Source organism: Sorangium sp. So ce363 (assembly GCF_051520435.1).
GTDB classification, from domain to species: domain Bacteria; phylum Myxococcota_A; class Polyangia; order Polyangiales; family Polyangiaceae; genus Sorangium; species Sorangium cellulosum_B.
Map to the genome: position 1 here is coordinate 9153261 of NZ_CP150333.1, position 20100 is coordinate 9173360.

Here is a 20100-nt window from a genome sequence, read left to right on the forward strand (position 1 = left end):
TGGGTGGCGTTGCCGTCGGAGGTAGCCCGGCGCGGCGAGCCACGGGAGCGGACCGAGGGCGCCGAGGCGGCGCCGCCCCGCCTCGAGGGGGTCCGTGTCCTCGTGGTCGAGGGGCGCTGGCGGCGCGGGCGCGCTGCTCGGCGCGCCGCTCTTCTTCCGCCGCGTCCTCGTACGGCGAGAGCAGCCGGTCGCGGAGGAGCGCGTGCGTCTCGTCCTTGTCGTCGTCGTACTCGGCATGGACCCGGACCAGGAGCGTGCCGTAGGCCTCGTGCCATGCCTCGACCGCCTTGACGGCCGGATCCGCGCCCTTCGCCTCGGTGACGCCGAGCTTCTTCCCGTACAGCTCCGTCCAGCGCTGCAGGCGGCCTGCCTCGGCCGAGAGCCCGAGGCGCTCAACCGCCGCCTTCACGTCCTTGCCGTCGAGCGCCTTGATCATCGCGCTCATGCGCACCCACTGCTGGGAGTAGACAAGGCGGATGAAGTCGGTGCCCGACGACAGCACCTCCGAGCGCACCAGCAGCGCATCGCGACGGCGCGCACCTCGTCATCCGTCATCGGCAGGATGTCGTCGTGATCGAACGCGCGCTCGATGCTGGCGAGCTGGCAGCTGAACGCGCCGATGCATCGGTCGGTGCCGCGATCGATCTCCACCATCGTGGCGTCGACGCTCCCGAGCGCCTCAAGGGCCTCGGTGGACGCAATGACGGACTGGACCGCTGCGTCGACCTTGGCAGAGAGCTTGATCTTCTTCGATTTCAACGCCTCCCGGTGAGCGGCGAGCTTCGTACCTGCAACAATGCACCCGCTCGGCATGAGCCGGCGGGCGAGAAATAGCGCGCTCACCCAACCGGGGGCCGCCGTACTGGAAGAGCACCGTCCTGCGCCGCAAGGCGCTCGGCGACGCCGCATAGCCTACCGCAAGAACACCCCGGGCCAGAGAAAAGCCTGGAGGGCGACTTGTGCCCGCGGCACGCCGATGCGCCGCTCTGCGCGCGCCGCACCGCGTCCGAACCACTCTTTCGCCCCATGAACGAGCCGCCGCGACGTTCGCGCTCCCGCCGCTTCGCTTCGCCGCGCCACACTTCATCGCGCAGCGAACCGGCTTCTTTTACCTACGCGCCGTCGTTGTCGCCGTCGAAGTACCGCGTGAGCCATTTTTTTCCAGCCATCGTGCACCCCTCCCATCGCTCCCCCACACCGCTCCCTGTATGTGGCATCGAATGCAAGCGTGTGTTCGATCGTAAGCTTGCGCGCATCTTTTCCACGTACAACGAACGTGCGGTTGTCGCCGATGTGAGCAATCGTTAACGCCGTCGCGTTCTCGCCGGACGACCGACGCCTCGCGTCCGCCGACACGAGCGATCGCGTGGTCGCCTGGGAGCTCTCAACGGGTCAGGTCGCGCGAAGCCGGGATGCCCGCGTCGCTCATCGGGGGTTGCCTTCAACGAGCAACGTGGTTCACAGTTACCCACTACTTGCTTACATTCAAATGCCATTGTCCGAGACGATTTGTGTCACCTATTACACCCGGCTCGCTGTACCCTCCCGGTTGGCCATGCGACATCGTCTACTCGCTCCAACGTTCTGCCTGCTCCTCGCCGGATGCGTCGGCAAGGCCGGGGATGGGCCCGCTCCGGGCGGCCCCGATGCCGCCACGCCCGGTTTTACTTGTGATTCCGCAGCGGTTCCAGCGACGCCCCCGCTCCGGCGCCTCTCGAGACAGCAGCACCGGAACGCCGTCGGCGACCTGGTCAGCTACCTGCTGCCGGGCGACGCGCCGGCGATCCTCGCGAACGCTGCGGCGCTCTTCGATGCTGTCCCTCCCGACAAGCGCGAAGGCCCGGGGGGTAAGTTTGGCGCCTACACGCGGCTCGACCAGACGGTGCACCAGGAGTACATCGACGCGACGTACCAGATCGCGACGTTCGTGGGCGCCGAGCTGACCGCTAGCCCGAGCCGCCTCGGAGCCGTGGCCGGCGACTGCGCGACCAATCCCGACGCCGGTGACGACGACGCGTGCCTCGACGACTTTATCCGGCGCTTCGGAGAGCGGGCGCTGCGACGGCCGGTCAGCGACGAGGACATCGCCTTTTACCGCGCCGTCGCTGGAGCTCCGCCGTTCGACCCGCCCGACTACGCGGACGTCATCGGCCTCCTGCTCACAGCGCCGTGGATGCTCTATTTCGTCGAGCACGGTACGGGAAACAGCGCTGTCGTCCCGGTGACGTCGTACGAGCTCGCCGCGCGGCTGTCGTTCCATTTTTGGCAGACCACGCCGGACGAGGAGCTCCTCGCCGCCGCCCGCTCCGGGGCGCTCGCCACGCCCGAGGGGTACGAGGCCCAGCTCGATCGGCTCGTCGACGACCCGCGAACCCGGGCTTCCATTGCGAGTTTCTTCTCCGAATGGCTCTATCGCGAGGATCTCGAGGAGCTCGACACGAGACTCGGCACTCCCGTCTTCGATGCATTCATCGGCGACTTCGTGCCCGGGCCCGAGCTCCGCGAACGGATGTTCGCTGAGGTCACCGACATGGCCCTCTATTATACGTTCGATTCCGGCGGCACCTTCTCGGATCTCTTCACGAGCACGCAATCGTTCGCTCGCACCGACGATCTCGCGACGCTCTACGGCGTCCCGGTGTGGGACGGGACGAGCCCGCCGCCGGAGCTGCCCGATGGATCGCGCGTCGGCCTCCTGACGCGCGCCGCGCTATTGGCGACCGGCTCGGCGAACACGAGGCCCATCATGAAAGGGGTCTTCTTGCGCAAGGCGATCCTCTGCGACGAGATTCCCCCGCCGCCTGCGAACGCCAATAGCAAGAAGCCGGAGCTCAGCAAGACCTACTCGACGCGTCAAGTCGTCGAGCAGGTCACGGAGCAGCCTGGAACCGCCTGCGCCGGTTGCCACGCTGGGTTCATCAACCCGCTCGGCTTCGCGACCGAGAACTTCGACGCGCTCGGCCGCTCCCGGAAATCGCAAGTCCTATACGATCCCGAGACGGGCGAGGTGGTCGGAGAAGCGCCGATCGACACGTCGTCGGTGCCCATGCTTACCACCGGCGCGACGGCTCCTTCCAAGGGCGCCGCCGATCTCAGCCGCTTGATGGTCGAGAGCGGCAAACCGCAGGCGTGCTTCGCGCGCCAGTATTTTCGCTTCACGTTCGGCCGCGCCGAGTCCCTTGACACCGACGGCTGCGCGCTCGCGGCGCTGCACGGACGGATGTCGGAAGGCGAGTCGCTCCGAGACGTGCTTCGCAGCGTGGCTCTCATTGACGCATTCCGGATGCGCTCCTTCGACGGACAATGACCATGGCTACCCATCCCCGACGCCAGTTCCTCCGCGGTGCCGCAGGGTTCGTCCTCGCGCTGCCCTTTTTGGAGTCCCTCATCGAGCGGAGCGCGCGCGCCGAGCCCACCACCTCACCGAAGCGCTTCGTGGCGATGGCCACGAAGCACGGCGGCGTGTGGGGATCGCACATGTTCCCGAACGACGCGAGCTTGACCGAAGAGGCGGCGTATCGCGGGCGGAACGTGCGCCGAGGCGACCTCGTGCCGGCGCTCGAAGGCGGAACGGCGAGCCTCTCGTCGGTGCTGACCGCGGCGTCCAGCAAGCTCACCCCCAAGATCGCCTCGAAGCTCAACGTGCTGCGCGGGCTCGATATTACGTTCGAGATCGGGCACAACGGCGGCGGCCACCTCGGAAACTTCGCCGCGAACGACGGCGGGCACGACGCCGATAAAGTGCAATCGTCGCCGATGCCGACCATCGATCAGGTGATGGCGTGGTCCCCGTCGTTCTACCCGAACCTCGATATTATCCTCGTCCGGACGATGGCGATCGGCACGGGCGTCTACTCGATGTTAGGCGAGTATGGGATCTCTTGGGGCTGGTCCAGCCCGCAGACGAAATCGGGATCGATCGACGCCCTCGCCGTGGAGCACGACTCCCAGAACCTCTTCAAGAAGATCTTCGTGCCGGCCGAGGAGGAAGCGCCCAAACGCCCGCTCATCGTCGACCGGGTGATGGAGGACTACAAGCGCCTGCGCAACGCGAACACCCGGCTCTCCAAGGCGGACCGCCAGCGCCTCGACGATCACTTCGATCGACTGCACGAGCTCCAGCGCAAGCTCAACGTTCATGTCTCGTGCGGCGACGTGTCGCGGCCGGCGACCGGGTCGATGGACGTCGTGGACGGCAACAGCTCGTACCTCGTCGACCCGAGCGCCAACGCCGAGTATTGGTCGCTCTTCAACGACGTCATCGTCGCCGCGTTCGTCTGCGACACGTCGCGCATCGCGACGCTCGAGGTCATTGAGCAGTTCTCCCCGTTCGCCGGCGATTGGCATAACGACATCGCGCACATGGCGGATCTACCCGCCCAGCAGGAGACGCTCCGGGCGGCGCACCAGCGCTTCTTCGAGAATGTCTTCCTCGACCTGGTGACGAAGCTCGATGCCGTCGAGGAGGCGGACGGCTCCACGTTGCTTGACAGCACGCTGGTCCACTGGAACCAGGAGTCGGGCGCAGTCACCCATTTTTCGATGTCGCAGCCGATCGTGACGGCCGGCAGCGCAGGCGGGTTCTTCCGGACGGGAAGCTACCTCGATTACCGGGATCTGAACCTGCCGTACGACCTCTCTGAAAACCCTGCCGAGCCCGACTATGCGGGCTTGCCTTACAATCAGTGGTTCGCGAACGTGCTTCAAGGAATGGGCGTGCCTCCGGCCGAATACCAATCCGACCCCGACGGCGGCTATGGCGTGAAGTTCGTCGGTGAATGGATGAAGGACATCTATCCGAGCGCGGTGCTCCAGAACATGAACGAGCTCTTGCCGTACTTGAAAGCATAGCGGCGATCGCGATCGACGAAGCGATCACTGGGGCGCTCGCACGAGCGCCCGTGCGGCTATCCGGATGGATGGTCCCACTGAGAACGACGCTATATCAATAACTTATCCATGCATCGAAGGGGCCGCCTTCACTCCGCAGCCTGCGGGGCGGTTGTTGCCAACTACCTCCCTCAAGTACGTGTCCAGCGCCGAGCGCCGCTTGCCCGAGGCGAGCAGCTGGCAGCGACGGCGACGCCTCGGGGCGAGCGGGAGCAGCCACTTTCTCGCCGGTCCTGATGCTGCACGCTGATCATCCCTGCTCTCCCACCGGGAGCTGCAGCACGAAGGTCGCTCCTTCCCCGGGTTGGCTCTCCACGTGAATCGCCCCGCCGTGGGACGTGACGATCCGCTGGGTGAGGAACAGCCCGAGACCCAGCCCCCCGTACCTGCGGGACGACTCCGCCCGCTCGAAGCGCTGAAAGATGCGCGTCAGCGCTTCGGAAGCGATGCCGATGCCGTGATCCTTCACCTCGATGCGCACATCTCCTCCCTCGCGGGATACGCGAACTTCGATGGGATGCCCAGCCCCGAACTTGAGCGCGTTCGCCAGGACGTTGACGAGCGCCTGCTCGATGCGGCCCCGGTCCCACCACGCCGTGAGGTCCGCCTCGGCCTCGACCCGCAGCTCGCTCCCAACCTGGATCGCATCCTCGGCGAAGGCGCCCGCCACCTGCTCCACCATCCCGACCACGTCCACCGCTTCCCTGTGGATCTCCATCTGGCCCGTGGTGATACGCCCCACGTCCAGCACACGCTCGACGAGCTGACTCAGACGCTCGAGCTGGCGCGACATTGCGCGGACTTTTTCGCGCGCGGCTTTCGAGGCGCCCTCTCGGCGCAGCAGCGCGTCGAAGCTTTGCACATGCAGGGTGAGCGACGTGAGCGGCGTGCGCAGCTCGTGGGCGGCCAGGACAATGAACTCGTTGCGCGCCGCGATGGCCTGCTCGGCCTCTGCGAAGAGGCGTGCGCTTTCCAGCGCGATGCCGCACCGGTGGGCCAGATCCTCGGCCAGCGCGAGGTCCGCTCGTCCGGCGTGGCGGGCCCGGTCGTCGCTCATGAGCACGAGCGCCCCCTGAACCTGCCCTCGGCCCCGCAGCGGAGCGAGCACCGCCGTGCCTTCCTGGGTGCTCCAGCGCTTCGATGTGGTCGGCAGCGGCGGCAGGTGACCCTCCAGGCGTGCCTGCCTGGCGGCGCTCCATCCCGCCTGACCCAAAACCTCGAGCCGCCCATGCTCGCTCGCGAGCCACACGGCAAAACCTGCGCACGCCCGAGGCACGACGAGACGGGCCACGCGCGGAAAGGTATCGTGGACATTCAACGACGACGCGAGCATCGCCCCTGCCTCGACGAGCAAGTGCTGCAGCTCCTCTGTCCGCCATCGCTCCGCGACCACCGCGGCCAGCGTCAGGGCCGTCAGGCCGAGGATCGCCAGGAACATCTGGAGCGTAAGCACCTTTTCGGGCAGCGAAGCAGGCAGGGCGCCGAACGGACCCAGCCCGTGGGTGGTGTGCCAGAGCGCGATCATCGCCACCACGGCCGAGGTGCTCGCTGCACCGACGGGACCCATCCGCAGCGCACCCCACAGGACGAAGGGAAAGCTGACGTACGCAAGCGAGGCGCGGACCCCTTCGGGCGCGGGATCGCCAAAGATGAAGTGCGTGCCCAGCGCGGTCAGGGCCAGCATTGCCGAAAGCTCCGCGAGGCGGCGCGACCACTTCGGGCGGAGGGCCGCCGGCGTCCAGGTGAGCAGCAGCGGGGCAACCAGGATGGTTCCTAGCCCATCGCTCAACCACCAGTTCACCCAGTCATCCACGAAGCAAGAAGGCGCGCTGGAGAACGTGTAGCCGAACGAGCCAAGCGTGGCGCTCGCGAGGGGGCTGACCAGGCCTCCAAAGAGGAGCAACCCGGCGATCTCCCAGCGGCGGGAGAGCAGGACGGCGGTCCCCACGAAATGCCGTATCAGGCACGCCCCGACCAGGGTGCGCAGGCAATTGGCGAGGCCCCACAAACCGGAAACCCAGGGCGGTATGGGGAAGGGATGGACGAGGACCGAGGTGACCTCGGCGACGAAGACGGCGGCCAGCAGGGCGGGCCAACGCTGGGGCGGGCTCCGCAGCAAGAAGGCGAGGGTGAGCCCGCTCGGCAGCCAGAGCACGGAGCTCGGATGAGGCGGGAAGGCGAACTGGTTGGCGAGCCTCGCCACCACGAAGAACGCCACCCCGAGCACGAGGGCGTGGAGCCACGTCTGCCGGTTGAACGTACTAGCGCATCCCATCTTGCCCCTGTCCGGAAGCCTATGCATCCGGCCCGGGAAACGCCCCCTGGATGCCACCAGAGGTGGGCCGACCGCTCCCTCAGGAGGCGGGCGACGGGAGGCCGGTTCGGACCTCGACGCGGCTGTCAGCGCCGTGAGCCGTTGAGCAGAATGCTGACGCCTTCCCGGAAATCGGCCGCGCCTGGAACGATCCCACGAGGAAGTCGGGGTGGCTCCACGCCACGCTCCGCGACGACACGACGTCGAGATCGAACGGCTCCCCGCGTTCGGTCAGGGCCTCGACCTCGCGCCGGCGGCCGAACACCGCAGGTCGGCCATCACAACCCGGAGCGGCGCCTCAGAACTCCGCCACGTTGAAGGGCTGCGCGGAGACCACCGGGGAGAAGGCATCATCGGAACGTGGCGTCCGCAACGTTGCCCCTGCTGGTTCCCGCAGCTGCCGACCGTGGCCGCGCAACCGGACACGTCGGAGGAGCTCCGCTTTAGGCTCGAGCTCGGGGCAGGAGGGAGGGCAACACGAGGTCGGCTGCCGTGAGGTGCTGCCGGCCGCGCGATCTCATGTGATGGCAGCATGGCGCTCTCCCTCCGTCGAGGGAAACCTTGGGTTAGGCAGACAAGGACCCAGAAAGGAGAGCGCAAGGGATCACCGGACGGACGGGAGACCTTGGCAAATTCAAGGTGCCCGGTCTGCGGAACATTGCGGCGAGCGCCCCCTACATGCACGACGGTTCGCTGGCGACGCTGGAGGAGGTGGTCGACCATTACGATCGCGGCGGGCTGGGCCATTTCTCCACCGATCCGCAGATCGATGAACTGGGGCTCTCTCCGGACGAGAAGGCCGATCTGGTGGCGTTCCTGCGGTCGCTGACCGATCCCGCCTTCCTCGACGATCCGCGGTACCGCCCCTGAGCGGCAAGCCAGGGGCATGGCGCCATGTCCCCGAATGCCCTCTGTGCCGCCTGGTGGTGAACTTGCCGAAGCAGTGCGGTGCTGGTCTCGGGGGCGACGCGCGCTCGAGCGCGAAGGGACCGCTCCGCTCACTCGTACTGGATTGGTACAGCGTGGATGCGACGAGGTGCCCCGAACCGGGAGGGCCCCCGCCTCCATCGGATCGCGGCGACCTCTCCGCGTCCGGCTGGACGGCCGCGCCGGGGCTTCCCTTGGGGCGTTCCGGCCGGATAGCTATAGATCCCCAACCGAGATCACGGGCAACCGCTGCCTTGGGCTCCGGGGCAGCGGAGCCCGCAGAAGGAGGATCCGACCATGGCCGTCAGAGCGTTCGAGCCCAAGTTCATGAAGATGAGCGTCCTCACCGCCGCCCTCCAGGAGCTGACTCCCCGGGAGGTGCGGGACCCGGACCCCGACCGGGCCATCGAGGATTGGCTGCAGTTTGCCCGCGAGCTGGACGTGGAGAACATCCAGCTCTCCGCGGCCCTGCACCCCACCGAGAGCGACGTGCCCGCCGAGGCCATGCTGGACCCGGTGGCCAACACCCTCGATCTGCGCAAGCCCCTCGACAGGAAGCGCGCGGACCGCGTGCTCGCCGCCATGAAGGAGGCGTGCGTCGGCATCACCGACGTCGCCTACTTCGACAACCTGCTCACCGACGATGACGCCAACCGGAAGAAGAAGCACGATTTCATGGTCAAAGCCATGGACGCGGCGGTCCTCCTGGGCGCGAGGGCGGTGTGCGGCTTCGTGGGCCGGAACATCAAGCTCAGCATGGACCAGAACCTGGTCATGTTCGAGCAGGAGTTCGTCCCGCTCCTCAAGGCGGCCAAGGACCGCGGCCTGCAGTACCGGGTGGAGCAATGCCCCATGCCCGGCTGGAACCCCACCGATCTCTGGGTCAACAACATCGGCCACGTGCCCGGGGCCTGGATCGCCCTCCACCGGATCGCCGAGAAGCACGGGGTGGGGGACCAGCTCCGCATCCACTACGATCCTTCCCACGCCATCCTCATGGGGCAGGACACCCGCTCCGTCTTCCAGTACCTCAAGGACACAGGTTACGCCTTCCTCATCGCCGGCTTCCACGTGAAGGGCCAGGTGATCGATACCAAGGGCGTGGCGGCCTGGGGCTACCAGGGCCAGGTGATGCAGCGCGGCGACTGGAAGCAGGGCGAGGTCTCCGGCAACGCGTCCGACCTCCTCAACGCCTGGAAGAAGCAGGTGGTCTACAGCATGCACGAGCTGCCGGGCACGGCCAGGCACGACCCGCTCGGCTACCTCCAGAACCGCACCGTGGACTGGCTCGACCACCAGCTGGCCGCCCGCGAGCTGCTCGAGCTCGACGTCGCCAACACCCCCCTCGTGGTCGAGCACGAGTTCCCGCCGGCGCGCGTCCAGGACAAGGAGAAGCTGAAGCCCGTCCTCAAGGGCTCCCTCGCGTTCACGCGCAAGATCGACGAGGCCGCGGCCTGCATGTTCGCGCTGCAGAACGAGGTCATGCCGGCCCAGGGCATCCCGGTGCAGGGCTTCGGGCGGCAGGCGTACAGGACTTGAAGATTCGCCGGGAGCTGCCGGCCCTCGGGCCTCAGAGATAGGTTCCTGGTACTCAGTTGTTCCTTCTTGGTGGAAGAACGGCCCGCGAGGCCACAACGAAGAACCGAGCGCCAAGAACGAAGAACCCTCGAAGAATCGAAACCAAGGAAAGGTCCTTCCCATGTCCGACATCACCAAACGACGTCTCCGGGCAGGCATCGTCGGCGGCGGCGCCGGGGCGTTCATCGGCTCGGTGCACCGCATCGCCGCCCAGCTCGACAGCCAGGCCCTCGTGGTGGCCGGCGCCATGTCCTCCGATCCGGCCAGGGCCGAGGCCAGCGCCGAGGCCTGGGACCTCGATCGCTCTTACGACGACTTCCGCAAGATGGCGGTGGAGGAGGCCAAGCACCCCCAAGGCATCGACTTCGTCATCATCGCCACGCCCAATCACATGCACTTCCCCGTGGCCAAGGCCTTCCTCGAGGCCGGCATCCACGTGGTGTGCGACAAGCCCCTCGCCTACAACCTGGAGGAGGCCCAGGAGCTCGCCACGCTCGTGGAGAAGAGCAAGCTCGTCTTCGGCCTCACCCACAACTACACCGGCTATCCCGCCGTGCGGCAGGCGCGCGAGATGGTCCAAAAGGGCGAGATCGGCGAGATCCGCAAGGTGCTGGTGGAGTACATCCAGGACTGGCTGATGGACCCCATCGAGCAGACCGGCCAGAAGCAGGCGGCCTGGCGCACGGACCCGGCCCGCTCCGGCGTCTCCAACTGCGTGGGCGACATCGGCACCCACGGCGAGAACCTGCTGGAATACATCACTGGGCTCAAGATCAAGTCCCTATGCGCCGATCTCACCTCCTTCGTCCCGGGCCGCACCCTCGACGACGACGCCAACATGCTGCTGCGCCTCCAGAACGGCGGCAAGGGAGTCCTCACCTGCTCCCAGGTGGCCTGCGGCGAGGAGAACAACCTGAACATCCGCATCTACGGTACCAAGGCGGGCCTGGAATGGCACCAGCAGAACCCGAACTACCTCGTCGTGAAGCCGAAGGGCAAGGGATGGGAGACCTGGGGACGCGGCCAGGGCTACATGGGCGAAGCCGCCAAGGAGTGCACCCGCACGCCCTCGGGCCATCCCGAGGGCTACCTGGAGGCCTTCGCGACGATCTACAAGAACGTCTGCGCGGACATCCGCCGGGCGAAGTCCGGGCAGGCGCCCCAGGGCGGCTATCCCACGGTCCAGGACGGCGTCCGGGGCATCCAGTTCGTCGTCAAGGCGGTGGAGAGCTCCAGGAAGGGCGCGATCTGGGTTGATCTATAAACGGAAAATACCCCGATGGGCTCCGCCCTAGCGGGGATTTTCTCGATCGCTCCCCCCGCTCCCGTCCGGGAGCTCGGCTGCCCGACCTTCACCGAGCGCCGCTCGGCGCCGCTCGCCCGCACTCGGTGGAGCCCCTTTTCACGGCCTCCCTCAGCCCACCGGCCGCTCCCCCGCCCCGAGATCGAGCTCCGCCGGCCTCCCCACGAGCGGGTCGTCCGTGCCGAGCTGCTCGAACGTCACCGGATCGCTCTTCTCGAGCGCTGCCAGGAGCTGGCCCAGCCCGCGCCGCGATCCGTAGTAGTTCGATATCTCGTGATCCTCGTCGGTGATGCAGGCGCGCACCATGCTGCGAGAGATCTGCGGGAGCCGCAGCGCCTTGAGCGCCATCGACCAGAGGCCATCGATGAAGTTCTGATCTGCGGGGAACTCCAGGAGACCGGCCATCGTGAGGAGCATGGCGCAGCGCTGGCCCCTCGGCGTCGACAGCGCATCGAAGCCCGAGAGGTAGCCGAGATCGAAGGCGCGGCGCATGGCGTCGGCCGCGCAGAGCAGGCGCTTCAGCTCCTGGGCCGCGTGGCTCAGGTGGCTATGGAACATGACCTCGACCGAGAGGCCGCCGAGCGCGTCCTTGGCCTCCTGATAGCGGGTGCCGGCCGGGAGCCGCCCGAGATCCTGCTGCGCGCTCGTCTTCGTCTTCGTCTCCAGCACCGGGATGCCCGTCGCCGCGGGCCGGTGAGCCACCACGGCGGCTCGCCACGACGAGCCCGACGCGAGCACGCCGGAAAGGCGCAGCAACGCATACCGGGGTGGAGGCACGAGAGCCGCGATGCGCGCCAGAAAATGCACGGGCGCCTGCACCAGGTGAGTCGCGCCGTTGCGACGGGGCTTGCGAAGACGGTACGCGACGCGGCCATCGGGCAGGAGCGAGATGCGCTCCAGGCTGAAGGGCGGGCGCGCGCCCTAGCGGCACAGCCGTTCAAGGACGGCGCGATCCCCCGCGCGGAGCGTGACGCCCGCATGGATGTTGAAGCCTGCCACCTCGCCGGCCCACAGGCTCTTGCCCCGGGGGCGGAAGCGATCCTCGTCGTCCGCCTCCGAGGGGGACGCCGTCCTCATCGAGGCGCACAACGGCGCCGCCGAAGAGCGACAGTTGCATGCACGCTTTGAGCGGGGAGAGCTCGGGGCTCCGCTGACCCCCTCGAACCAGGGCCGCACGAGGGCGGCCCACACCTTCGGCGCGAGCTCGGTCGCGTGCGCCGCGTGGCTGTAGCGGGTTCCGCAGTCGAGCAGGTGCACCCCGCCGCCTCCCCAGCGGCGCTCCGGCGCGGGCAGGCCCGCCAGGGCGCCCCCCTCCACGCACACCCGGCTCCCGAGCTCGCGCGCGAGCGCGGCCAGGGTCTGCGCCCCGGCCGGGTGATGCTTGTTCGGCGCGCTGCTCGCCGCACGAGCTCGCGGCGCTGCCGCTCGGCTCTCGACGTGCGCACAGCCCACACGCGCTCGGACGTGTCGAGCCCCGTCGAGCGTGTTGACGGCGCGGTTCGTCGACTCCTCGTAGCTGGTCTTCGACTGGGAACTGCTTTAGGCTCGAAGAATGAGCGACCTGGTCAGGTTCCCACACGACCAAAGACTCGTCGAGCACGTGGCGACGTGCACCGCGCGAATTTTTACGGAACAAACGAAGTCTGGGGCCAACACACCAGCCCCGCCAACATCAGCACAGATCTCCCAGAGCCTATCGCTCGCCTTCGTGGGCAGCCTCGAGCGCGAGGAAGGCAGAAAGGTGACATTCACCCTATTCCTAATTGAGAAAGATGATTTCCTCGACTACGAATTTGAAACTCCGCTGACACTCACTCCAAAGACACTTTCCAGGCTGTCCGCGGCCATGGATCCATCGCGCACCTACATCGGCATAAGGTCGACCCAGAACGAACTCAAGATCGCAGGGATCCATTATTTCGGCCAGGTTCGCCCCAGCCATTTCGTCGTTCGAGTCCTCGATCCCGGCGTGCTTGCAGCCCGCTACGATACCAGGCTAATACTCACGTACCGACGCGGCGTGGCAGCTCTCTATCGAGGGGACTTCGATTTGATACAAGATGTAGAACGAGCGCTATCACCACCGTTCTCCTCCTATGCCAGTGACGCTTCAAAGACCCAGCTACGAATGTGCTTTACGCGCATCGCCGAATGCATGGTACGCATGGGCCATGGAGGGGCTCTCCTTGTGCTACCCCACGGACTAGACTGGAAGAACCACACAACAAGCCATATCCTTGCTCCAAAGAGACCCACGGCACGCATACGCGTTCCCGACGCGGATAAGATCGGAGCATACACCACAAATGAAGACTTAACTACCTTCATAATGAAACCAACGCTTGGCGACCAGGCGACCGAGTCGCGCCTGCGATCCGCACTCGAGTCAATCGCTCACTTCACTGGAACAGACGGCATGACCGTCATAGCGCCAGACCTAACAGTAATTTGCTTCGGGGTATTCTTCAAAACGGATCAGCCGCATGGCAAATTGGGGTCGAATACATTGACCCGTACAACGGCGCCAACAGCCCCCCTGAATCAGGTGAGCTCGCAGGCGTGGGTGGCGCCAGACATCTGTCTGCCGCCATAGCCTGCAACAGATTCCCTGGTTCGACGGCGGTCGTCGCGTCTCAGGACGGTGCTCTCTCGAGCATGCGATGGGACGGGGAGCGCCGGGTAGTTCTTGTTCACCGCCACTTGGAGCTAACGTTGGATCTGTGAGGCGCGACGGTGCACGAACTCAACTTGGAGGGCGCCGAGCCGACGGAGCTTGACCTCGAGAGCAGACTCTACTGTTCGGCCTTACGGGCACGAAGAAACGGCGCGACGTGATCGCGCGCGCACGTCGGCGCAGTTCTCGAGGCGCGGCGGCGCCTTCGGGACGGGCCAGTCGATTTCGAGGACAGCGTCGTCATCTCCAAGGGAGCGCCGGAGCAGCAGTTCCGCACGCCAGAAGCAGATCGCGTGGAGCCTGAGAACGATCGCCTCCGGCAGGTGGCGCCGGTAGACACTGAACCGCTACGCCTGCGCAACGAGTTTCTCGATCCGCTCGCGCATGGCGCGGAAGGGAAAAGGAGGTCGAATCGTTTCGGAGACGTCAAGCTCCAACTGCGGGACCTTCCCTGGGTTGACAGAACATTCCTCTATGCGATCCGGCCCTCCTGAAAAAAGAACGATGCTATATCAATAATTTATCAATGCATCGAAGGGGCCACCTTCACTCCACAGCCTGCGGGGCAAGATACCCTATGGATCGGGCCGGCGTCCGTTCTCCGACCTAACGCACGCGCTGCGGAGTTGTCGGGGCGTGTCGCGTTGCTCCGAGGAACTACCCTCAGGTCGGCGTCTCGAGGGGGATCGCTGCTTGAACCCGCTGGAGATCCATCGCGAGCTTTCAGCTTGTTCTACATGGCATCCCCCTCGTCCAGGCTTCACCTGGCGCACTGAAGCTTGAACCTACGGATAGTCGGCAGAGCAGCTTTCGTCGAGTTCGCGGAAAGTCCGGCAGGGACGGCTTCCGTTCGTGCATTTGGGCTCCAGGTCGCCGCCACATGGAACGCACGTGTTAGCAAAAGCGCAGGTCGTCATGGTCTCAAACGGGCAAGGGAGAGAAGGAGGATAACACGACAACGATCCTGGTGCCGGAGGATTGCTGTAGTTTTTCGAGGGCACCAGACAGCGATCCGGGCCGAGAAAGCCGAGCTTACCGACCTCAAGCCCATTCTCGCACTCACCGCTACACGGATAGGCAGTCTCGGTGCCACACCCCCCTGGTGACCCCGGGACATAGACGGTGCCGTCGAACACTTTTCCGCACGCCTCGATGCGGTAGGGCAATCGCCCGGCCGGGTAGTTGAGGGGTATACCCCACAGCCGGCCTGTGTTGAGGGCAAGGTTGTAGAGGTGATAGAACGTGGGAACACGGTACTGGTTCCCGAACCCCCCCACCGATATCCTCGATGTACTCAAAGTGGGCAGCGTAGTGAAGCTCGCACGCACATTACGGCCTACGCCGCGCACGTTCAACCCAACAACTACACAAGGCAGTGCTCCCGACAGGGCACTGCACATCCCGTTGGAGCACGTGAGTTGCCCGGCCCGGCAGCGGCCCCCTTCGCAGCAATCCTGGCCTTCCCGGCCGCACGGCAACACGCAGACGTTTTCGAACAGTTCGGCCTCCAACCCGCTGTCGCAGGCTCCCGCGCACGGCGGCTGGCCGAACTTGCCACAAGGCACGCAACGCCCGGTCGTGCCATCATAGGCGCCCGCTCTGCAAGACGACCCGCAGGCGAGCTCGTTCAGGAAGCCGCATCTCTCGCACCTAGACGACTCGAAGTTACATGTGATTTCGGCGCCGATGCAGCGCGGGGTGGCGAAGTTCGCGTCAGGCGCACAGCAGGGGCTGTCCGGCCATTGGCCGCAAGCCTGACAGGTGTGCGTCCCGTCGTCGCAGCGTCCCTCACGGCAAATGTCGTACTTCGTCGGATCGAGAGGGTCCGTCCTGCAAATGCCACCGAAACAGGTGCTCGGTCCGTCGCAGCAGGCCTGTCCGCCACGGCCGCAAGGGCCGCAGGTGTTGCTGCGCCCGTCGCAGCCGAAGCCGTCGTTGCAGTGCGCGACCTTGAAGACCCCGCCCGGCTCGCAGCACGCCTGCCCGGAGTCGCCGCAGGCTGCTGAGGAGAGTATGGGCGCGAGACGCGGGTCCCAGGACCCGGGCTCGAGTTTTTTTAAGATCACACCGAACGCGAAAAGCAGGGAGACGGCGGCGACCGTGATCCATCCGATAGCGGGGCGCATGCGCAGACCTCATCGAGCAGAGCGTGGTTGTGGAATGCCATACCCTCTCTGAAGCCCACCCCCCTCGAGCGGAAGACCCACCAGCCAATTTGGCTGTCTAGCTATCTAGTCCCCGGTGAGAGAACCTAAAATCCCGCGTACAAGCGGGAATTTGGACGGGAATAGGCGGATCGGGGTGCCTGTTCTTCAGGTCCCGCCGGCTTTTGGGGGAGAAGAAAGTCCAAACGTTTCGGAGACGTCAAGCCCCAACTGCGGGACCTGCCCTGGGTTGACAGAACATTCTTTGATGTGGTGCCCCATAGTGAGAGTGCCGGCCGGGTGCGCCCCGACGGCGAACTCTGCCTCTCCATCGACCACTGGCCCGACAAGACCGACCGCCGCGAGCTCGTGCTCGGCGTCGCCGCCTGCGCGCGCCAGCTCTTCGCCGTCGGAGCTACACTGTTCGCCGTCCGATTGGCGTGCGTGGTCCCCGGCACTATGTCCCGTGCAGTGGGGTGGATGTATGGGACGTGCGCGCAGCGCCCAGGTCGGGCACACCGCCGTGAATCCATCACTCCGTCCGCACCAGAGGAAGCGAACATGATCCATTTCACGAAGCTCATCGGAACATACGCGCTGGCAACCTCATTGGCAGTAGTCGGGGCGGCTCACGCGAACCAAGCGCACCATGGGGACGCCGGGCAGGCGAAGCCACAGATGGCGGGGAAGAGCAAGCGTCCGAGCGGCCGGACGTCCGGTGGCCAGGGACACGGCCAGAAGACTTCCCCCTCCGGGGGGCTCTCGAACGACCAGCACGGGATTTCTTCTCCCGGGGATCCGTGCCAGAACGACGCCGAATGCGGCGTCAGCGGGAGGTGCGTGGACGGCAACTGCTGCGTCATACTGGGCGGCTCCTGCGAGTTCAACAGCGACTGCTGCAGCGGCTTCTGCAAAGCCAGCGACGACACCTGTGGCGCCCCATAGTGAGATCGAGGAAACGCTTGGCACCGTGGGAACTATGGTCGCGACGGTGCCCCGCGGCGCGCTCTCCTACCTGTCGCTCCACGTCGGCGGCGCGAGGGATAGGGTGGATAGGGGAGCGCGTAGGTAAAAGAAGCCGGATCGCTTCGCGAGGAAGTGTGGCGCGGCGAACCGAAGTGGCGGGACCGCGAGCGTCGCGACGCCTCGTTCATGGGTCGAAAGAGTGGGTCGAGCGCGGCGCAGAGCGCGCAACGGGGCGCATCGGCGTGCTGCGGATACACGTCGCCCTCCAGGGCGTTGGTCTGGCCCGGGATGTTCTTGGGGCTACGCGGAGGCTATGACGAGCCGGTCGGATCACGAAAGGCAGAACCGCGCGGGCCACCAACGCGGGCTGGCGCTCGGGGATGCGCGGGGCACGAAAAGGCTCAAGAACGAGGGCGCCGCTCGCATGGGGTCGAGCTGCGGCCAGAGGTTGGCCTTCGGCACGCGCGAGCGGCACGCGGAGGGACGAGGCCGAGAGGCTCACCCCGCGTCGAACGTCGGGTCTCTGGCCCTGGCGATGGGCGGCGGCTCGGTGGGGATGCCGAGATGGGTCAGGATCGCCACGATGGCTTCGCGCTGCGCACGTTGACCGATGTCGGCGAGGAGCCGCCGGCGCCCACCACACAGACACGCGAGCTCATCCTCCAAATAGACGCGGCGGATGAGGGAAGCCCAGTCGATGCGTGCGTAGACCGGCGGGACGATGCCGTCGCCGAGGCTCGTGCGCGCGCTCGCCGGAGGGTCCCAGGTAGCCGCGGGAGGTGGCGCCGTGATGTCGTTGGCCCAGGTCGGTGGCGCCGTCGCGCTCGTCTTCGTCTTCGTCTCCGGCACCGGGATGCCCGTCGCCGCGGGTCCGTGAGCCACCACGGCGGCTCGCCACGACGAGCCCGACGCGAGCACGCCGGAAAGGCGCAGGAATCGCCCTCGATTCGAGACGTAGGGGCAGGAGTATCTGGCTCCGGTGCTGCGGCCGGGCGATCAGCGGTTTCCGCCCACCTCTGTTACGCGCAGAGCAGAGCGGCGGTCTCCCGCTACGCGCAGAGCAGAGCAGCGGTCTCCCGCTACGCGCAGAGCAGAGCGGCGGTCTCCCGCACAGGAGACGGGCCCAGATCGGCGTTTTCGGCGCGCAAGCGCACTCCGGTTCGCTGAGCACCGAAAACGCCGAGGTGGGCCCGTATCCGAAGCGGGTGACCGTCGCTCTAGAGCCCGCGGATCCAGGCGCGGAGCACGGCCAGCCCGGCCTCGTCCACGATCTCGGTCCCGAGGGGCGGCATCGAAGGCCAGTCCGGATCGCGCGTCCGGGCGCGCTCCACCACATCGCTGCCGTCGGGATCGCCCGGGTCGATCACCGGGCCGATGGCGGTGCGGTAGGTGGCCGTCGACTCGACGGACGCGAGCTCGTCGACCCGGAGCGTGAAATCGAACCTGCGCTCCGGGTCATAGCAGCGCGCGCCGTCGCTCTTCGGGCGGCTCCGGTTGTGGCAGTGGCTGCAGTTCGCGTGCAGCCAGCCGAGGGCAGCGCGCGTCACGGCGTCTCCGGGCAGTTGGATCGGCCGACGCGGAGGATCCGACAGCATCCCGCGGGCGATGACCTCGTCGAGGTCGACCTCGCCCCGGCTCGTGGCGAGCTGGATCGCGGAGAAGCCGAGCACGCGGCTCTTGGTCCCGCCGTGGCAGCCCATGCACTCGGCCGCCGCGGGCACGTCGTGCAGCGTCCCGCGCGCGTCCTCGGCGCCGCCGGACGTCGCGAGCGCGTCGGTCCCGTCGGCGTTCCAGACGTAGGCGACCGCGGCCCAGTCCTCGGGGGCGGGGCCTACCTTGGCGAGCAGGCGGGTCTCGACGAGCGCCCCATCCCTCCGGAACTCCTTCCACAGGCGGGTCCCGTCGGGGAACTGCCATGCGTCCTGATCGCCGGTGTCGATCTGCGCGCCGGGCGGCAGCCGGATGAACCGCTGCTTCTCGGCGCCGTCGCTCCAGAGCTCGAACCCGGGCTCGTAGGCCACCACGTCGCTCGCCACCGCGCGCGCGGCGATGTCAGCGTAGAGGCCGGTCTCCGACAGCGCCGCGGGCAGCTCGGCCTGGCGCTCTGGATCGGGCGGATCGCAATCGTGGAAGTCGTCGCAGCCCGCGGCGGCGAGGCTGGCGGCGGCGAGCCAGAGCAGGGCGGAACCAGCGCGGGTCGGGCGCCTCTCGCGGGTGGACATGGCCGTATCTAGACAGAGGCCATATGCCATCTCCAGTGATGGTTCGTGATACAAAATATCACCGTGGTGAATCTATCGACCATCGACCTCAACCTGCTCCACGTCCTCGCGGTCACGCTCGAGGAGCGCAGCGCGACGCGCGCCGCGCGCCGGCTGGGCGTCACGCAGTCGGCGGTCTCGAACGCGCTCGCCAGGGCCCGCGAGCTGCTCGGCGATCCGCTGCTCGTCCGCGATGGCCGCGGCATGGCGCCGACGCCGGCGGCGGACGAGTTGCTGCCGGAGCTCACGGCGGCGATGGGCCAGCTGCGGTTGGTGATCGAGCACCGGCGGGTGTTCGACCCGCGCTCGTCGACCCGGGAGCTCACGCTCGCCTGCGCCGACAACTCGCAGATCGCGGACGTGCCGCCCGTCGCGGCGGCGCTCGCGCGGGAGATGCCGCTCGCGCGGCTTCGCGTGGTGAGCATCGATTACCTGGTGGCGTCGGGGGGCATGTCCGCGGGCGGGCTCGACGCGGCGCTCGGGGTGCAGAAGCGCGACCCTGGGCTGCGCGTCGCGCCGCTCTACCGGGATCCGACCGTGGGGGTCGTCCGCCACGATCACCCGATCGTGCGCCAGCGTCTGACGCGGGGCTCCTTCCCGCGGCTCGGCTTCATCGACGTGCACATCCCGCTCGGCCGTCCGGGTCGTGGTCACGCCATGGTCGAGCAGGCCCTCCGCGCGCAGGGCCTGGTCCGCCGGATCGCCCTGGTGGTCCCTGGTTTCGCGGCCGCAATGATGGCGGCAGCGGCCAGCGACCTGGTGGCGTTCATGCCTCGCCGCGTCGCCGTGGCGCTCGGGTCGCACCTCCCTGTCCGGATCGTCGAGCTGCCCGTGAAGGACCTCGGGCACGAGATCTCGCTCGCGTGGCATGAGCGGACGCACAAGGACCCGGCGGCCGCCTGTTTGCGGAAGGTCATCGTGGAGACCCTGCGTGCGGCTGGCGGCGGCGGCTGCGACGAGACCCCGCAGATGAAGCGGCTGCAGCGCCGCGACGATGGCGGGCCACATGACGCTGACCACCTTCGGAAGCGGTCGCCCTGAGC

The 20100-nt window shown here is 67.0% G+C and carries 13 protein-coding genes and 1 pseudogene; 9 read left to right on the forward strand and 5 right to left on the reverse strand.

Annotated features, from left to right (window positions below; translation table 11 throughout):
* Positions 1–202 precede the first annotated feature (202 nt).
* The 4 genes from WMF12_RS34465 (at position 203) to WMF12_RS34480 (ending at position 4851) form a co-directional block, all read left to right on the forward strand.
* Positions 203–574, forward strand: coding sequence for a hypothetical protein (locus tag WMF12_RS34465; protein WP_437852238.1), 372 nt, complete (start codon positions 203–205; stop codon positions 572–574).
* Complete coding sequence (locus tag WMF12_RS34470) at positions 571–834, forward strand: hypothetical protein (RefSeq protein ID WP_437852239.1); 264 nt, start codon at positions 571–573, stop codon at positions 832–834. The genes WMF12_RS34465 and WMF12_RS34470 overlap by 4 nt, the downstream gene beginning before the upstream one ends.
* Positions 835–1453: 619 nt before the next feature.
* Complete coding sequence (locus WMF12_RS34475; RefSeq protein WP_437852240.1) at positions 1454–3307, forward strand: DUF1592 domain-containing protein; 1854 nt, start codon at positions 1454–1456, stop codon at positions 3305–3307.
* Positions 3308–3309: 2 nt separating this feature from the next.
* Positions 3310–4851: a DUF1552 domain-containing protein gene (locus WMF12_RS34480; RefSeq protein ID WP_437852241.1), complete on the forward strand. Its 1542-nt coding sequence runs from the start codon at positions 3310–3312 to the stop codon at positions 4849–4851.
* A 289-nt stretch (positions 4852–5140) separates the two neighbouring features.
* Here the strand turns inward: WMF12_RS34480 and WMF12_RS34485 are convergent, their stop codons facing one another.
* The gene (locus WMF12_RS34485; RefSeq protein WP_437852242.1) at positions 5141–7108 is read right to left on the reverse strand and encodes an MASE1 domain-containing protein; all 1968 of its coding nucleotides are present in this window, start codon (positions 7106–7108) and stop codon (positions 5141–5143) included.
* 774 nt (positions 7109–7882) lie between these two features.
* On the opposite strand from WMF12_RS34485, the gene WMF12_RS34490 reads away from it, so the two are divergent.
* From WMF12_RS34490 to WMF12_RS34500, 3 genes are all read left to right on the forward strand, one after another.
* Positions 7883–8074, forward strand: a complete 192-nt coding sequence (locus tag WMF12_RS34490) for a hypothetical protein (protein ID WP_437852243.1) — start codon at positions 7883–7885, stop codon at positions 8072–8074.
* 354 nt (positions 8075–8428) lie between these two features.
* Positions 8429–9670: a TIM barrel protein gene (locus WMF12_RS34495; RefSeq protein ID WP_437852244.1), complete on the forward strand. Its 1242-nt coding sequence runs from the start codon at positions 8429–8431 to the stop codon at positions 9668–9670.
* A 160-nt stretch (positions 9671–9830) separates the two neighbouring features.
* Positions 9831–10973 carry a Gfo/Idh/MocA family protein gene (locus WMF12_RS34500; RefSeq protein ID WP_437852246.1) on the forward strand — a complete coding sequence of 381 codons (1143 nt, stop codon included), beginning with the start codon at positions 9831–9833 and terminating at the stop codon, positions 10971–10973.
* Positions 10974–11123: 150 nt separating this feature from the next.
* On the opposite strand, the pseudogene WMF12_RS34505 reads toward WMF12_RS34500, so the two are convergent.
* Together WMF12_RS34505 and WMF12_RS34510 are read right to left on the reverse strand one after the other, a co-directional pair.
* Positions 11124–11915: pseudogene (locus WMF12_RS34505) on the reverse strand (transposase); the annotation flags it as partial.
* A gap of 18 nt (positions 11916–11933) precedes the next feature.
* Positions 11934–12464: a hypothetical protein gene (locus WMF12_RS34510; RefSeq protein ID WP_437852247.1), complete on the reverse strand. Its 531-nt coding sequence runs from the start codon at positions 12462–12464 to the stop codon at positions 11934–11936.
* 100 nt (positions 12465–12564) lie between these two features.
* Between WMF12_RS34510 and WMF12_RS34515 the strand changes: the two genes are divergently transcribed.
* On the forward strand, positions 12565–13605 hold the full coding sequence (locus WMF12_RS34515) for a putative sensor domain DACNV-containing protein (protein WP_437852248.1): 1041 nt from the start codon (positions 12565–12567) through the stop codon (positions 13603–13605).
* A gap of 3689 nt (positions 13606–17294) precedes the next feature.
* On the opposite strand, the gene WMF12_RS34520 is transcribed toward WMF12_RS34515, so the two are convergent.
* Positions 17295–17678, reverse strand: coding sequence for a hypothetical protein (locus tag WMF12_RS34520; protein ID WP_437852249.1), 384 nt, complete (start codon positions 17676–17678; stop codon positions 17295–17297).
* A 335-nt stretch (positions 17679–18013) separates the two neighbouring features.
* The gene (locus WMF12_RS34525) at positions 18014–19018 is read right to left on the reverse strand and encodes a hypothetical protein (protein ID WP_437852250.1); all 1005 of its coding nucleotides are present in this window, start codon (positions 19016–19018) and stop codon (positions 18014–18016) included.
* A gap of 66 nt (positions 19019–19084) precedes the next feature.
* Here WMF12_RS34525 and WMF12_RS34530 point away from each other — a divergent pair, with 66 nt between their 5' ends.
* Positions 19085–20098 carry a LysR family transcriptional regulator gene (locus WMF12_RS34530; protein WP_437852251.1) on the forward strand — a complete coding sequence of 338 codons (1014 nt, stop codon included), beginning with the start codon at positions 19085–19087 and terminating at the stop codon, positions 20096–20098.
* The last annotated feature ends 2 nt before the right edge of the window (positions 20099–20100 follow it).

What these genes read in the sequence shown, in the direction of transcription:
- WMF12_RS34495 (WP_437852244.1), top strand. Translation starts at nt 8,429, where the DNA reads ATGGCCGTCAGAGCGTTCGAGCCCAAGTTCATGAAGATGAGCGTCCTC.
- WMF12_RS34525 (WP_437852250.1), bottom strand. Translation starts at nt 19,018, where the DNA reads ATGTCCACCCGCGAGAGGCGCCCGACCCGCGCTGGTTCCGCCCTGCTC.
- WMF12_RS34490 (WP_437852243.1), top strand. Translation starts at nt 7,883, where the DNA reads ATGCACGACGGTTCGCTGGCGACGCTGGAGGAGGTGGTCGACCATTAC.
- WMF12_RS34480 (WP_437852241.1), top strand. Translation starts at nt 3,310, where the DNA reads ATGGCTACCCATCCCCGACGCCAGTTCCTCCGCGGTGCCGCAGGGTTC.
- WMF12_RS34515 (WP_437852248.1), top strand. Translation starts at nt 12,565, where the DNA reads ATGAGCGACCTGGTCAGGTTCCCACACGACCAAAGACTCGTCGAGCAC.
- WMF12_RS34500 (WP_437852246.1), top strand. Translation starts at nt 9,831, where the DNA reads ATGTCCGACATCACCAAACGACGTCTCCGGGCAGGCATCGTCGGCGGC.